This window comes from Shivajiella indica (assembly GCF_042683085.1).
GTDB classification, from domain to species: Bacteria; Bacteroidota; Bacteroidia; order Cytophagales; family Cyclobacteriaceae; genus Shivajiella; species Shivajiella indica.
On the sequence record NZ_JBHUIV010000025.1, the window covers coordinates 112,050 to 127,423 of the forward strand.

At 37.0% G+C, this 15,374-nt stretch carries 10 protein-coding genes; 8 read left to right on the top strand and 2 right to left on the bottom strand.

The features are described 5' to 3' along the window. Positions 1 to 4 precede the first annotated feature (4 nt). From purD to ACFSKV_RS16930, 3 genes are all read left to right on the top strand, one after another. The gene (gene purD / locus ACFSKV_RS16920) at positions 5 to 1,297 is read left to right on the top strand and encodes a phosphoribosylamine--glycine ligase (RefSeq protein WP_380805424.1); all 1,293 of its coding nucleotides are present in this window, start codon (positions 5 to 7) and stop codon (positions 1,295 to 1,297) included. Positions 1,298 to 1,432: 135 nt separating this feature from the next. Beyond that, positions 1,433 to 2,755: a PSP1 domain-containing protein gene (locus tag ACFSKV_RS16925; protein ID WP_465270333.1), complete on the top strand. Its 1,323-nt coding sequence runs from the start codon at positions 1,433 to 1,435 to the stop codon at positions 2,753 to 2,755. After that, entirely contained in the window at positions 2,730 to 3,212 is a 483-nt protein-coding gene (locus ACFSKV_RS16930; RefSeq protein ID WP_380805428.1) for a gliding motility lipoprotein GldH, read from the top strand. Before ACFSKV_RS16925 ends, ACFSKV_RS16930 begins: the two co-directional genes overlap by 26 nt. On the opposite strand, the gene ACFSKV_RS16935 is transcribed toward ACFSKV_RS16930, so the two are convergent. Both ACFSKV_RS16935 and ACFSKV_RS16940 read right to left on the bottom strand, forming a co-directional pair. Then, complete coding sequence (locus ACFSKV_RS16935) at positions 3,209 to 7,159, bottom strand: AAA domain-containing protein (protein ID WP_380805430.1); 3,951 nt, start codon at positions 7,157 to 7,159, stop codon at positions 3,209 to 3,211. The genes ACFSKV_RS16930 and ACFSKV_RS16935 overlap by 4 nt on opposite strands. A 5-nt stretch (positions 7,160 to 7,164) precedes the next feature. Next, entirely contained in the window at positions 7,165 to 7,977 is an 813-nt protein-coding gene (locus ACFSKV_RS16940; RefSeq protein WP_380805432.1) for an SDR family oxidoreductase, read from the bottom strand. 168 nt (positions 7,978 to 8,145) lie between these two features. Between ACFSKV_RS16940 and rlmD the strand changes: the two genes are divergently transcribed. The 5 genes from rlmD (at position 8,146) to ACFSKV_RS16965 (ending at position 15,372) form a co-directional block, all read left to right on the top strand. After that, on the top strand, positions 8,146 to 9,552 hold the full coding sequence (gene rlmD, locus ACFSKV_RS16945) for a 23S rRNA (uracil(1939)-C(5))-methyltransferase RlmD (protein ID WP_380805434.1): 1,407 nt from the start codon (positions 8,146 to 8,148) through the stop codon (positions 9,550 to 9,552). After that, complete coding sequence (locus ACFSKV_RS16950) at positions 9,549 to 9,926, top strand: hypothetical protein (protein WP_380805436.1); 378 nt, start codon at positions 9,549 to 9,551, stop codon at positions 9,924 to 9,926. Before rlmD ends, ACFSKV_RS16950 begins: the two co-directional genes overlap by 4 nt. Before the next feature lie 88 nt (positions 9,927 to 10,014). After that, positions 10,015 to 10,617 carry an RNA polymerase sigma factor gene (locus ACFSKV_RS16955; RefSeq protein ID WP_380805438.1) on the top strand — a complete coding sequence of 201 codons (603 nt, stop codon included), beginning with the start codon at positions 10,015 to 10,017 and terminating at the stop codon, positions 10,615 to 10,617. 119 nt (positions 10,618 to 10,736) lie between these two features. Then, complete coding sequence (locus ACFSKV_RS16960; RefSeq protein ID WP_380805441.1) at positions 10,737 to 11,753, top strand: FecR family protein; 1,017 nt, start codon at positions 10,737 to 10,739, stop codon at positions 11,751 to 11,753. Between the two features lie 166 nt (positions 11,754 to 11,919). Beyond that, a complete protein-coding gene (locus ACFSKV_RS16965) occupies positions 11,920 to 15,372 on the top strand; it encodes a SusC/RagA family TonB-linked outer membrane protein (protein WP_380805444.1) in 3,453 nt (1,150 codons plus the stop codon). The last annotated feature ends 2 nt before the right edge of the window (positions 15,373 to 15,374 follow it).

Here is a 15,374-nt window from a genome sequence, read left to right on the forward strand (position 1 = left end):
ATAAATGAACATATTATTATTGGGCAGCGGAGGCCGAGAACATGCCTTTGCCTGGAAAATTATAAATAGTAAAAATTGTACAAAACTTTTTGTTGCCCCGGGAAATGCAGGCACTGCACAGATAGCTGAAAATGTCAATATTTCTGCTACTGATTTTGATGGAATTGCCGGATTTGTTGAAGAAAAGAAAATAGACTTGGTTGTAGTCGGGCCGGAGGAACCTTTGGTGAAAGGAATTGTGGATTTTTTTCAAAACCATAAAACCGTTGGCCATATCCCGGTTATCGGACCTAGCAAACTAGGTGCGCAATTGGAAGGTTCAAAAGATTTTTCCAAACAATTCATGGAAAGGCATGGGATTCCCACTGCAGCATCCAGAACCTTTTCCAAATCCAATATCGATGAAGGCCTTGAATATATTAAGCTGCAAGATCTCCCTATTGTCTTAAAAGCAGATGGATTGGCTGCAGGTAAAGGTGTTTTGATTTGCCAAAGTCATGAGGAAGCATCCCAGCTATTGAAAGAAATGCTTTTGGAGGCAAAATTTGGACAGGCCTCTGAAAAAGTTGTCATCGAGCAATTTTTGGATGGTATTGAATTATCGGTATTTGTTGCTACTGATGGAAAAAGTTACAAGATCTTACCTGAAGCCAAAGACTATAAAAGAATTGGAGAAAAGGACACAGGTCTCAACACAGGGGGAATGGGAGCTGTTAGCCCTGTTCCTTTTGCGGATAAAATATTTCTGGATAAAGTGGAAAGACGGATTGTTCTACCCACGATTAAGGGACTGGAAGAAGAGCAGATTAAATATACTGGGTTCTTGTTTATCGGTCTGATGAATGTCAATGGTGACCCCTATGTGATTGAATACAATGTTAGAATGGGGGATCCTGAAACCCAGGCCGTCCTTCCGAGAATCAAAAGCGATTTTCTGGATTTATTATATGCCATGGGAACCTTAAACTTGGAAAATCATCCTTTCGATCTCCATACATTTACCACAACCACAGTAGTAATGGTAGCAGGTGGTTATCCAGGAGATTATGAAAAAGGAAATAAAATACACGGACTGAATGTAGATAATAATAAAGCCATTGTCTTTCATGCTGGGACAAAATCGGATTCCTCTGGCGAAATAGTAACAAATGGAGGCAGAGTGATTGCCATCACAGGTATTGGTGAATCTGTGGAAGATGCTTTAAAAAATGCCTATGAGGTAGTTTCCAAAATTCACTGGAAGAATTCCTATTTTAGAAAAGACATAGGTCAGGATATTTTAAAATTAATTAAATAAACCCATTTCAACGAGGAGCCTAAATCTCCCTAGGTATATAAAAATATGGCAGGATGTAATAGCTGCTCTACCACAACAGGAACCACCGGAGGATGCCAGAATAACGGCACATGTGGTACGAGCGATTGTAATAAAATGAACGCTTTTGATTGGTTGTCCCATATGGGAATTCCAACCATTGATAAATTTGATATAGTAGAAGTAAAATTCAAGGGCGGGAGAAAAGAATATTTTAGAAATGTAGACCATCTTTCCCTCACCACAGGTGACCCGGTGGTGGTAGATGTTCCCAACGGACATCACATTGGATATGTATCCCTACAGGGAGAATTAGTCCGCTTGCAAATGCAAAAAAGAAAAATCAAGGATGATGACAATATCCTGAGAATTTATAGAATTGCCACGCAAAAGGATATTGAGAAATGGGAGGATGCCAAAAACAGAGAAGTTCCCACTATTTACAGGACCAAACAAATTATAGATGAGTTAAAGTTGGATATGAAATTATCCGATGTTGAATTCCAGGCTGATAATTCCAAAGCTACCTTTTATTACTCAGCAGATGATAGGGTTGATTTCAGAGAATTGATCAAACTCCTCGCTTCGGAATTTAAAATCAGAGTGGAGATGAGGCAAATAAGTCTTAGACAAGAAGCAGGTAGAATTGGGGGAATCGGTATATGCGGAAGGGAGCTTTGCTGCTCAACCTGGATCCATGATTTCAAAAGTGTGTCTACTTCTGCTGCGAGATACCAAAACCTATCTTTAAACCCAAGTAAACTTTCTGGTCAGTGCGGTAGATTAAAATGTTGTCTTAACTATGAGTTGGACACCTATATGGCTGCCTTAGAAAATGTACCTTCTGTGGATAAACCATTGCAGACGGAAAGTGGACCGGCAAAACTTCAAAAGACGGATATCTTCAGGAAATTAATGTGGTTCAGCTACAACAACGATAACAATTGGCATTCAACAACATGTGAAAGGGTAAGAGAGATTCAGGAAATGAACGAAAAAGGAATCATTCCTTTTGACCTGCATAACAATAAAGCAAAAGGCATTGATGATGAAGTCCTTAAATCGACCCTTGAGCTTGAAAGATTGGATAAGAAATTCAGTACCAAAAAGAAGAAAAAAAGAAAAAATAAAAATACGACGGCTCAAGCTGAATCAGAACAAAAAGCATTTAAGAAACCCGAAAGTAGTAATATCCAAAAAATTGAAGAATCCCAAACTAAGGGCGAAAATGAAAAATCCAAAAATAGGAGAAACAGAAACGGAAGAAAAAATTTTGATGAAAAAAATAAAACCAATCCTCAAGCAAAAGAGGAAAATTCGAATTTTGTAAAAAGAGAAAACCAACAACAGGCAAAAGGAGATACTGAAAACAGGCCAAAAAATAAAGGAAAAAAGAGGTTTCCACCCAGAAACCGTGGAGATCAAAATAAAGGAGAGTAAAATGGGAAGACAACATTTTTATCTACTGATCGGATTGATCCTGTTGTTTATGAGCTGTAATCAAAATAGGGTTTATGAGGATTACCAAGGAATGGAAACCCAATCCTGGAATATTGACGACACAGTTTCTTTTAAAATAAACCAAGGTCTAAACTTTGATAAAACGGTTTTTATTTTCAAATACAATAATGAATATGAATACAGAAATTTATATATACGATATATTTTAGAAGATTCGCTGGGAGTTGAAATAGAATCCAGACTAATCAATGTACCCCTTTTTGAAAGTACGACTGGAAAACCATTAGGAAAAGGTTATGGAAATACATTTTCCTTTTTTGACACATTGCCGATTAATAATGAAATTGGTTTTCATCAAATTCACTTTATTCAGTACATGAGGGTAGATAATTTGAAGGGAATTGAGGCAATTGGGCTTAAATTAATCAAAAACTAATTCCCAATATCATCGAGCGCTCTTCCCATCCAATACTGCCTGCTAAAATAAAATTGAAAAGGCCAGTTTTTTTCTTTCAGATGAATGGGGAGGTAGGCAAAAGCTTCTTTTGCCCCATCTGACATATAAAACCTTTTATCGTCAGTTAATATCGCTTTAAGAAAAAATCCTTTTTTCTTTTCTGCCAGGTCCATGCAACTCGAATCCTGAAATTTTTCGAATTCATGAGATGTCTTTTCCTTCAAAAGGATATTGTTCAAAAACCAAGACCATTCATAACCTGGTATTTTTCTTTCCAAAACATCCAAAGGTTTACCCTCGACCAGATTTTCCACAAAGGCGATATAGTCTCTCAACATCCTAACACCTTCATTTCGAAGCTGATCAGTTTTGAAATCTCTTGAATTCAAACTGGTAATAAGCGTAATGGTCTTTTTGGCTCGGGTAACCGCAACATTTAATCTGTTAATTCCACCATTTTTTGATAACAATCCAAAATTTGCAATCAATTTCCCCACTTTGTTTTTGGCATAACCTATTGAAAAGATTACCCTATCAAACTCATCTCCCTGAACATTTTCAATATTCTTTACAGCAACAGATTTCAAATTGACCTGATGGTCATTTTCAATCATTTCCCGGATTAATTCCATTTGGAAATAGTTAAAGGTAATTACTCCTATACTATCGTCCGGGAACTTCTCTTGGATTTTTATTATTTCCTCCACCACTTTCTCGGCCTCTGCCCTATTCATATGCTTTTCCCAAATACCATTCACTTTTATCAGAAAAAAGGGATTCACTTTATTGTTTTCCAAATGCATATCCGGCAACATACTCAACCTATTTTCATAAAAATGTTGATTTGAAAACTGAATCAAGGCCAATTGAGAGCTTCTATAATGACCCTCAAGCCAGAATTTTTGAAAAAATTTTGAAACAAAATCCAGCAAAGAATCTGTTTCTGTTTCAATCCCCTCCTCTTCCAAATCCAGACGAACCTGATAAAGGTCAAACGGCTGCAATTGTTGGGAATCACCTGCCACTACTACTTGTTTTCCTCTTAACATGGCAGGGAACCCCCTTTCCACATAACATTGAGAGGATTCATCGAAAATAACCAAATCAAAGGATTGCTTCAGCGGAAATAAAGCGGAGACAGTTTCCGGTGACGCCAGCCAACAAGGAACGAGCTTGAAAACTTCATGTTCAAACTCCTCTACAATTTTTTTGATACTCCATAATCTTCTTTGTTTATTGACTTGATGGGACAGCTCTCTATAGGTCAACATATTTCCCAATCTATTGTATTCAATATTTCTGAGCGCAATTTCCCTAACCCTTAGTTCTGAAATAAATTTCGACAATTTCATTTTCTCCTGAATGTTGCGCATCAGTTCACTTTGATAATTTAAAGCTTTCGGGGTACTGATTTCCTTTAGTATGGGATATTTTGTTTCAATATGTTCGATCCACGCAAATTTTAACCCTGTCAAAAATTGCTCTTGGATTTGCTCAAAGGGAACTGTTGCATTTTGATCAAAGAGCTTTTCCATAAGATCTCTATCCTCTAAAGAAAGCCTGTTTCTCAAAGTATCAAATGCCACAAGATCATCAAAAACAAATGGAATCTGAACTTTTATTTCATTGATTTCATTTGAAGTACACTTCATGAACAAATGTTGGATCTGAACTTTGGACAGATAAAGAGTCCATTTGGGCATCAACTCATCCAATTTTCTGATCTCTTGACTAAAAAATTCAACAATATCAAGCAAATTGTTCTTTTCCTTGGACTGCTCCAACAAAAAATCGCCCAGCACACCCCATTCATGAATGATCAATTTAGACTTTATGGCGTCCAAATGGGATTTGGCAAAATGGTTAAAATGAGTGAAATCAAAGGGTTTTGGAGGAAGATGAAGCCATTCCTTTGCAGAAAGCAAGGAATATTGATGATTCATATTCAACCTGTTATCCAGTTTCTGAATTAAAATCTTATTCCCATACTCATCCAAAGGGAGGCTGTTTTTGTCCAATGCCTCAAAAACCTGTTCAAATTTTTTCCTCTTGATCGGCCATGTCAATTTATCCCAAATTCCCTTTCCCCGATTTTGAAAAGCCAATGCTTTAGATAATAGTGGTTCTACTTCCGAATCTTGGGAAAACCATTCCACACCCTCCTCTGACAAAAGCCCTTTAACGGTTTCCATTTTTTGCTCCAACCACAACAGGTCGATTTTTCCTGCTTCCACCTCCCTTATATTCCCAAATATTTCTCTTGTTTCCTCTTTAAGTAAAAAGTGGTATAAGTGCTCTAATTTTTCCTTTTGTTCAAAAAGAATAAATAAGAATGAGCTGTCAAAACCAGCATTCTCTTTAAAACGTAATTCAATTTTTTGTTTGGAATTGTTGATTTCGTCCAAAATCCCCTGAATCCTTTTTGGAACGGAAGGTCCAAAAGAACTGAAATTAATTCTGTGGAGCCAAAATGATTCAGTTTTTTGAAATTTTTTATAATAGTAACTGTACTCTTTTAGGTCGTTCAAAAATCTCTCCACATCGGAAAAAGTGATTTTTTTATAATGTTGGGTCAGGTCAAAAAACTCATCTGACATTTTTGAACTTAGATAAAGTTCTTTTACAGGTACATCGCACTCCTCTGTATTAAATAAGGCTTTTTTATAATCATTAAAAAATTCCGCATGACTTTCTATTGCCCTGGAAACCTGCGAAAATTGCCGTTCAAGTTGGATAGTATCAATTGACCGGTTTAGGTCTTTGAAATTATCCAGGGACAAGATCTGATCATGTATTTTTTTGAAAAGATTTTTCTTATCTGCCCTGAAATCATGGACCAAGGCAGCGAAGGGACCAAAACCCTGTTCATCCAATCTTTTGAAAACCACATCCAAAGCAGCTCTTTTTTGGGAGACTACCAAGACTCTTTTTCCTCTGGAAATAAAATCCAAGGCAAGGTTACAGATCAGTTGGGATTTGCCGGTACCCGGAGGACCTTCCACAACAGCAGATTTTCCCGCTCTGACTGCCTTTAAGACTTGTTCTTGGGAAGCATCTAAAGGAAATGAAGTGTATAATTGGTCCTCTCTTACAATTTGGTATAAATCTTCCCCAGAATTAAAATAATTAAAAAAAAGAGATTCAAGGTCTTCATATTCGCCGTTTTCAATTAATTCTTCATAATCCTGGATCAAGAAACTTGTTTTTTGAGAGAACTGGCCCAAAACAGCATAAGATTTCAATTCAAGTTTTCCTGTTTTGAATGAATTTTCATCTAAGGATTTGGAGGAATCCGGGAAATTTTTTACTGTATTTTCATAAAGTTCAGCAGTAAAATTTACAGAAAATTCTTTTTTCAAATATTGATACAGATCATTTCTGAAACCAATAGAATCCTTGGAAAAGTCTTCCATGGGATTTTCATCATTTACACCTGGCAATTTTAGGCCATATGCTTGTGCATATGCCAATAAAAAAGTTTTGTTGAAAAAAGGCTGATCCCCAACATTTTTAACCAATTGCCAATGGTTTTTTTCTTTTTCCAATTCTACCGGAAAAAAGACCAAAGGACACCTGACTACCTGGCCGTTCAATAATTTACCCTCCACAAAAGGCCATGCTACATAGAGGTTTTTTTCACCTGTTTCAGATTCTGCTGTTTGGACAAAACCCTGCAATCTTCTTAATCTTTGAGATAGAAGGTTTATACTTTCATTTCTGGCATCTGCATAATCTATTAAGGGAAAATGCCTTTTTCTACTAAGAAGATTTTCTATATATTCAAAAGTAGGATGGTGGTTAAGAAAATTCAGATCATTTAAATCCACCATCTGAGAGGAAATCAACCGGGGTAAGTACAAAGACCTGTTCCTACTGGAAAGGTCAATTAGGCGGTTGAGGTAAATCTGAAAAATTTCCTTTGACATAGAATTTATTTAAATGGAGAATCTTTCTCTTTGGCCATATGGTTATAAACGATTCCATCCATCAATCCAGGTATCCATTTGTTTAAAAATACAGCTAATTTCCCTTCTCTTGTCAAAACCAAATCCCTTTTTCTTTTAATTGTTGCACGGAGTATGGCCTCAGCCACCTCAAGAGCAGTCATCATTTTACCCTCCTCTCTCGGTGATTCCCCTTGAACAGATCCATCCGCGGTAAGGGCATTGTTTCGAATATTGGAAGCAGTGAAACCTGGACAGGCTACTAGGATATGCACGCCACGTTTCATCACTTCAGTGCGTAAGGATTCGAAAAATCCGTTCATGGCATATTTGCTTGCGGTGTAAGCCGTTCTTGCAGGTGTTCCCCTATAGCCGTTAATAGAAGAAACACCAATAATTGAACCCTTATTTTTCAGAATTTCCGGAAGACAATATTTGGTTGCATATACTGTACCCCAGAAATTGGTTTCCATGACCTTATGAAAAACAGAAAGGTCCATTTCTTCGAAAAGTGCTCTCATTGAAATACCGGCATTATTGATCAGAATATCAATTTTCCCAAAACAATTCAATGTCTCATCAACAACCTTTCTATTATCTTCTTCTGATCCGGCATTTGCTACCACTCCAAGAGCCTCAATTCCGGATTGATGGAGCAACTGGAGCGTATTTTCAATTTTTTCCTGTGATCTACCCGTAATTACAATCTTAGCACCGGCTTTACCGAACACCAAAGCACAGGCCTCTCCGATCCCGGAAGTAGCTCCGGTTACAATCACCACTTTATCCTTTAATTTCATGAAATTTTATTTGAGATCTAAAGATAAAAATATGCTTGGGATGAAAGAAAAAAATCCTGTTTAGTTCAACATTGTAAGTTCATCTGATGATGAGGAATGATATTTTATTGAACATCTTTTGTATAGTCTTCAAAACCTAAAGTCCTTTTTTTCCTTATTTTTGCGCCCATGTCAAGGAAGATGAAAAATAAGGTTATTCCTAACCTGAGAATAGAAAGGATAGCTGCTGAAGGGAAATGTGTAGCGCATTATGAGGGGAAAGTTGTTTTTGTACAAAATGTGGCCCCTGGAGACCTTGTGGATGTAAGGGTTACCAAGGGGAAAAGTTCTTTTATGGAGGCTGAGGCCATAAATTTCCATGAATTCTCCAAAGACAGGATTGAACCATTTTGTTCCCATTTCGGCACCTGCGGAGGCTGTAAATGGCAACATATCAACTATGACCTACAAAAACAATATAAAAGACAGCAAGTAGTCGATCAATTTACAAGAATTGCCAAGGTAGAAATACCGGATGTGCTTCCGATTATTGGATCTGAAAAGACCCAATATTACCGCAACAAACTGGATTTCACTTTTTCCAATAACAGGTGGTTGACCAGAGAAGAAATCAATTCCGGTGAACAATTCGAGAGAAATGCCTTAGGGTTTCATATCCCTAAAATGTTTGACAAAATCATTGATATACAGCATTGCTATTTACAGGGTAACCTTTCTAATGATGTCCGCAACGAATTGAGAGAATTTGCTCTCAAGGAAGGTTTAACTTTCTTCGACCTCAGGAATCAGGCAGGTCTTCTAAGAAACCTTATTATCAGAACCACAAGTACCGGAGAGTCTATGGTAATTGTTCAGTTTGGAGAAGATAATTCTTTGGATATTGAAAAAGTAATGACCTTCTTAAATTCAAAATTCCCTCAGATAACTGCCCTCCTTTATATAGTAAATTTGAAAAAAAATGAAACCTTTCATGACCTTGATGTAATTACCTACAAAGGAAAGGATTACATAGAAGAAGAAATGGAAGGCCTGAGATTCCGCATAGGTCCTAAATCCTTTTATCAGACCAATTCTGAACAAGCATATGAATTGTACAAAATAGCAAGAGAATTTGCAGACCTTCAGGGAAATGAGGTGGTCTATGATTTATATACCGGAACCGGGACCATTGCCAATTTTGTTGCTAAAAATGCAAAGCAGGTAATAGGCATAGAATATGTTGAGGCTGCCATTGAAGATGCGAAATTGAATTCTTCAATCAATGGGATAAAAAACACCATATTCTATGCCGGAGATATGAAGGATCTTCTCAATGATGCCTTTATGGAAAGCCACGAAAAGCCTGAAGTGATCATCACTGATCCTCCAAGGGCTGGAATGCATGAGGATGTGGTCAGAATGTTGTTAAAATTAAAGGCTCCGAAAATTGTCTATGTAAGTTGTAATCCGGCTACCCAGGCAAGAGATGTGGCACTTTTGTCCGAACTATACATGGTGGTTAAAGTGCAACCTGTCGACATGTTCCCCCAGACTTATCATGTAGAAAATATTGTGCTTTTAACCTTAAAGAAATGATATCAGATTTCAATGACCCCGAATTAAACGGGAAATATTTAGGTACTATCACTAAAGATTTTATAAAAATCTCTGAAATTCTAAAAGAAGCTTCTTATCAAGTAAGGAGCAGAAAATTTTCAGAATACCCCATATTTCCCATCTCCAAAAAAGACCAACCAATTGGCCAATTACTTTTAGGTAAAGATGAAAAAAAATTGGATTGGAATTACTACATTACTTATCTGGATGAATTTTTACAAAGAAAACTAATTGCCGAAGAATTGCTAAATGATTTTATTGCAGCATACAAAGATCCTGATGAATTCTGCTGCTTATTTGTAATAGATGGAGAATTTACCAGCTTTGTTTATGTTCCTTATCCGGAGGATTGAATTTTTTTTCTGTAAATAGAAAAGTTTTTTTAATTGTATAATTAACAATTATTCTCTAAATTGATCGGGAAATTTGTTAATTAAAAAAATGGGAAAAGCCAATATTACCGACATTCCTTGTTTAGTTCTCCGGCTAAGTGATGGTGATGAAAAGGCCTTTTCTGAACTTTATGATTTTTTTAAACCAAAGATTTTTTTTACTGCAAAAAAAATGTGCCTGTGTTCAGAAGATGCAGAAGAAATTGTCCAGGAAGTATTTATGATCATATGGAAAACAAGAAAAAATTTAAATCATGAGTTATCTTTCAATGCATATTTACTCAGTATATTAAAATCTTTAATCATCAAAAAATCTAAAAAAGAAGCAAGGAAAATAGCCTATGAAGTTTATGCAATTTCCCATATGGAGAAAGCTGCCAATGAAACCGAGAGCCAGGTATATTTTAGAGAACTTGAAAAAATTTCCTATTCAGAAATTGAAAAACTCCCAAAGACCCAAAAGGAAATTTTTAAATTAAAAAATGTAGAAAATCTTTGTGCCAATGAAATTGCCGAAAAAATGGGCATCTCCAAAAGAACCGTGGAGAGTCATATTTATGTTGCTACAAAGACAATTAAACATGTCCTGCAAAATAAGTATGATATCTCCATAAAATCTTTGGCATTTTTCCTTTTTTGCCTATTATATTAACAAGCAACCTTACCCATTCATCTCAATATTTTTCCATTTTTATAAAAATGTAATTTTTTTTTCTGTTTAAACTAAGTAAATTCTAGTCGAGAAAGCTATATGACATAAACAGGGGATTAATGTCTTATAGCAAAAAAAATATTGAAGATTTTTTTAATGGCAGGCTCTCAAAAAGAGAGGCTGAAGAATTCATGGTTTGGATAAATTCTCCAAAAGGTCAGAAAGAATACGAAGCTATAATTGAAGAAGTATGGAAAGTTGAGAACCAAACAATGCAAGCAGATCCAGAAAAAAACATAGTTCAAAAGGAATTAAAGTTAAAGGGTGTTGCCAAATCCAAATCTTTATACCAAACCAAAAAGTCTATTCATTTGGGAATATGGTTTGGAATTGCTGCTTCTTTGCTATTGATTTTTACCCTGAGATTTATTTTTTACACGCCTATCCTTATCGAAAATGAAAAAGCAACCCCTATTGAAGAAGAAACTTTTGGTATAGTAAAATCAACGCCAAAAGGAAATAAAAAAATAATTAGTCTACCTGATGGTTCTTCAGTTGTTTTGAATTCAGATAGTAAATTAACCTTCAGTAGTGATTTCATTCATAATAGGATTGTCAGGTTGGAGGGAGAAGGTTTCTTCGATGTGATAAAAGATGAATCCCATCCATTTACAGTAATTACAGGAAATATCTCCACAACAGCATTAGGTACAAGTTTCAATATACGTTCCTATGAGGAAAGCTCAGGCATCCAAGTCAGCCTTGCTTCTGGGAAAGTAAGAGTAGAGAATACAAAAAATAAAAATCTAATCGAAATCAATCCTGGAGAAGCCGTTGATTATTCCCCTCAAAGTGAGACCCTACATAAAAAGCAAATAGACATTTCCAAAATACTCAATTGGAAAGAAGGAATTCTCCATTTTGACAAAGTCCCTTTCTATCAAGTAGTTTTAGAATTGGAGAGATGGTATGGGGTAAATATCAGTATAGCAGGAACAAATAAAATTCCTGATTACAAATGTACAGGAACTTTCAAACAACACGAATACCTCAGCAATGTTCTGAAAGTCCTTAGCTATTCCTTGGACTTTGAATATCAAATCAAAGAAGATAATGTAGAACTCAAATTTAATTAAACCTGCCTATGAAACATCAAACCTTCAAAATCCAGCTTCTCCAAGAGAGCAGCATTTTAAGAAAAAATCATCTTCTGAAGATGTTATGTAATTCAAGTACCATAATAAATTGATTGACACTAATACAACCCAAAATATGTCGAAATCATTACAAAAAAGAAAAATTATGGTCTTCAAAAGCGCACTGTTCAGTGTATTCTTTTTGACCATATCAACTATTGCAGTCTATGCAAAAAGCAATTTGGACCAGATCAAGAGTATTGATGAAGTTTACATCAATCTCGATGTCAGGGAGGGTAATTTAGAGGAAATTCTGAATGCCATAGAGAATAAAACAGATTATAGTTTTTTTTACACAGAGAAAAACTTAAAGGATAAGTCAAAAATTGAACTTAGCAATTCCAGTGGAACCGTTGCTGAGGTTTTACATGAAGTAGCCAATAAAAAGAAGCTTCATTTCAAACAGGTCAATAATATTATCAGTGTAAAGTCAGTAAATGCTGATGATAAAGTAAATAATATTGAAATACAGATCAATGAAGCAGACGTAACCATTACCGGTACAGTGAAAAGTGAATCAGGTGAAACTATTCCCGGGGTTGCCATTTCAGTTATGGGAACTACAATAGGAACAGTAACCGATATTGATGGGAACTATAGGATCACAGTACCGGAAGGATCAACTTTGGTGTTTTCCTATATTGGCTTTGCCACGCAAAACATTCAAATTGGAAGCCGTTCTGTGATAGATGTTGTGATGGTACAGGAAACACAGGCTCTGGAAGAAGTAGTAATTGCTGCTTTGGGTATCCAGAAAACTTCAAGGAGTATTGGCTATGCAGCTACAAATGTGACCTCAGACGAGGTGACAATTAACAGAACACCAAATTTCATGAACGCCCTTCAAGGTAAAATTGCCGGGGTGAACATCACTTCCCTTGGAACAGGGCCCGGTGGTACTTCCAAAGTAAGGATCAGGGGTCAGTCTTCCATTGGGGGGCAAAACAATCCTTTGATTGTAATCAATGGTATTCCTATTGACAATACCAATTTTGGATCAAGACCTGGTAATCAGGGGGCTGACAATTCTTTTGGACAAAGAGGGGGTGGTGTTACCGCAGATGGAGGAGATGGCCTTAGCAGTATCAACCCAGATGATATCGAAAGCATGACCGTTTTGAAAGGTGCAGCGGCCTCTGCCCTTTATGGTTCAAGAGCCAAAGACGGTGTGATCATGATCAACACCAAAACCAAAGGTGATAAGAAAGGAATCGGGATTACTTATAACCTTAACCACACCATTGAACAACCTTTGGATTTCACTGATTATCAGTATGAATACGGACAAGGTGAAAATGGGGTAAGACCTACCACTCCCAATCCAACATCAGGACAATGGTCCTTCGGGGAAAAATTTGCTCCAGGCATGACCCAGACATTGTTTGATGGGGTTGTCGTCCCTTATGTACCGGTAAGAAATAGAATAGATGGTTTCTTTAGAAACGGTCAAAACACTACCAACACCATTACTCTTGCTACCAGCAATGATAAGGGAGGTATGAGTTTTTCATTTTCGGATTTGAGCAGCAAAGGGATTGTTCCCAATAACACCTACAATAGAAAAACATTTAACTTCGGCTTTACACATGAATTCAGTAAAAAATTCAACGTCCGGGGTAATATAAATTATTCTATTGAAAACAACCAGAATCCTCCTAACATCGCTGACCAGGATAACTCGATTCCAACGGCTCTTTACAACATGGCCAATTCAATGCCTTTGGATGTATTAAGGGATAATGCCTTTGATGCACAAGGGAATGAGGCTGTTTATTCTAGGTTTAGAAATAGGACCAATCCTTATTTTACTCTTGAAAGACAGTTCAATGAAATCAAAAGAGATAGGGTTTTTGGAAATGTGGCAGCCGTATACCATTTCACTGATTGGCTTTACATTCAGGGAAGGGTAGGTCAAGACTATTGGTCTAGAACCCAGAGGGTAAACAATTTCCCAACAGGACAGGCTTCCAGGGCTGCAGCACCAGCAGGATTTGTCAACGGTGTCTTAACTGAAGAAGCAAGAAACTTTAGAGAAGTCAATGCTGATTTCATTTTATCTGCTACAAAAGAGTTTGGGGATTTTGGCATTAATGCAAATGTGGGCGGAAACATGATGAAGAGGCTATCTGAGCTACAGAGCACCCAAGTCACTGATTTTGTAATCAGAGATTTATACACTCCTCAAAACGGAAGAGCCAAAGACCCGATATTTGATCGAGTGGAAAGGGGGGTCAATTCTCTTTTTGCTTTTGCTGAATTTTCCTATAAGAAATACCTTTATCTCAATGGTACCATAAGAAATGACTGGTTTTCAACCCTTTCCCCAGAAAACAGAAGTATCCTTTACCCCTCAGTATCTGCGGGTTGGGTATTTACAGAAAATACCGGTACTTCTGACTGGTTCAATTTCGGAAAACTAAGAGTGGCCTATGCTGAAGTTGGTAGTGATTCCGATGTTGCACCTTATTCTAACGTCCTTTTCTATGGCATCAATGCCAACTTGTTCAATGGGCAACCTGTAGGGCAACCTATAGGCAGCACTCTTCCCAACCCAAATCTAAGACCTATGAGGGTTGCGGAGACAGAAGTTGGATTTGAGATGAAAATGTTCCAAGGAAAGTTGATGGTAGATATGGCTGCCTATAACAAAATCACTAGTGATCAGATCGTAAGTGCACAAATTTCAGATGCTTCAGGTTTCATCAATACATCTATCAATAGCGGTCAAAGCCGCAACAGAGGTGTGGAAATGTTAGTAACTGGTGTGCCTGTGGAAACAAGTAACTTTACATGGGAAGTTTCCTTTAATGGAGCTTATAACATTACCAAAGTTCTGAGCCTCCTATCTGACACACCTGGTGAAAGAATTACCGTTGGTAACCACGTTTTCAATGGAGAATTAAGACAGGTTGTGGGTAAAGAAATGGGGCAGGTAACCGGCTTTGGATATTTGAGAGATGATCTGGGAAGAATTGTTTTTGGAGCAAATGGTTTACCACTGAGAACCCCTCAAATGGTTGAGTTTGGAAGTGCCCTGCCTAGATGGACTGGTGGCATTACCAATTCATTTAATTACAAAGGAGTGAGCTTTTCATTCCTTGTAGATTTCAGAATCGGCGGGGTTATGATTTCAGGAACCAATTTCAATGCCACCAGACATGGTTTGCACAAAATGACCTTGGAAGGAAGGGAAGGTGGTGTAGTTGGAGAGGGCGTGAACCAAGCTGGAGAACCAAATACAGTGGTAGCACCTGTTCAGCAATACTGGGAAATTGTAAGGTCCCAAGGTCTTGTAGAACCGATAGTGTATGATGGAGGATTTTGGAAATTAAGGCAGGTTACTGCTGGTTATGACTTCACCAAATTCATTCCTGAAAAATGGCCAATTGCTGGTGTCAGGCTAAGTTTAGTTGCCAACAATGTCCTTATGCTCAAAAAATGGGTGGATAATATTGATCCAGAATCATTTGGGTATAACTCCGATAACCTAGTCGGTTTGGAAGCAACAGGTTTGCCCACAACAAGGGGACTTGGTTTTAACTTAAATGTTAAATTCTAAAA

Bases quoted from the DNA above. Each gene is read 5' to 3' on its own strand.
- purD (WP_380805424.1), top strand. From the start codon at position 5: ATGAACATATTATTATTGGGCAGCGGAGGCCGAGAACATGCCTTTGCC.
- ACFSKV_RS16925 (WP_465270333.1), top strand. From the start codon at position 1,433: ATGAACGCTTTTGATTGGTTGTCCCATATGGGAATTCCAACCATTGAT.
- ACFSKV_RS16935 (WP_380805430.1), bottom strand. From the start codon at position 7,159: ATGTCAAAGGAAATTTTTCAGATTTACCTCAACCGCCTAATTGACCTT.
- ACFSKV_RS16940 (WP_380805432.1), bottom strand. From the start codon at position 7,977: ATGAAATTAAAGGATAAAGTGGTGATTGTAACCGGAGCTACTTCCGGG.
- rlmD (WP_380805434.1), top strand. From the start codon at position 8,146: ATGTCAAGGAAGATGAAAAATAAGGTTATTCCTAACCTGAGAATAGAA.
- ACFSKV_RS16950 (WP_380805436.1), top strand. From the start codon at position 9,549: ATGATATCAGATTTCAATGACCCCGAATTAAACGGGAAATATTTAGGT.
- ACFSKV_RS16955 (WP_380805438.1), top strand. From the start codon at position 10,015: ATGGGAAAAGCCAATATTACCGACATTCCTTGTTTAGTTCTCCGGCTA.
- ACFSKV_RS16960 (WP_380805441.1), top strand. From the start codon at position 10,737: ATGTCTTATAGCAAAAAAAATATTGAAGATTTTTTTAATGGCAGGCTC.
- ACFSKV_RS16965 (WP_380805444.1), top strand. From the start codon at position 11,920: ATGGTCTTCAAAAGCGCACTGTTCAGTGTATTCTTTTTGACCATATCA.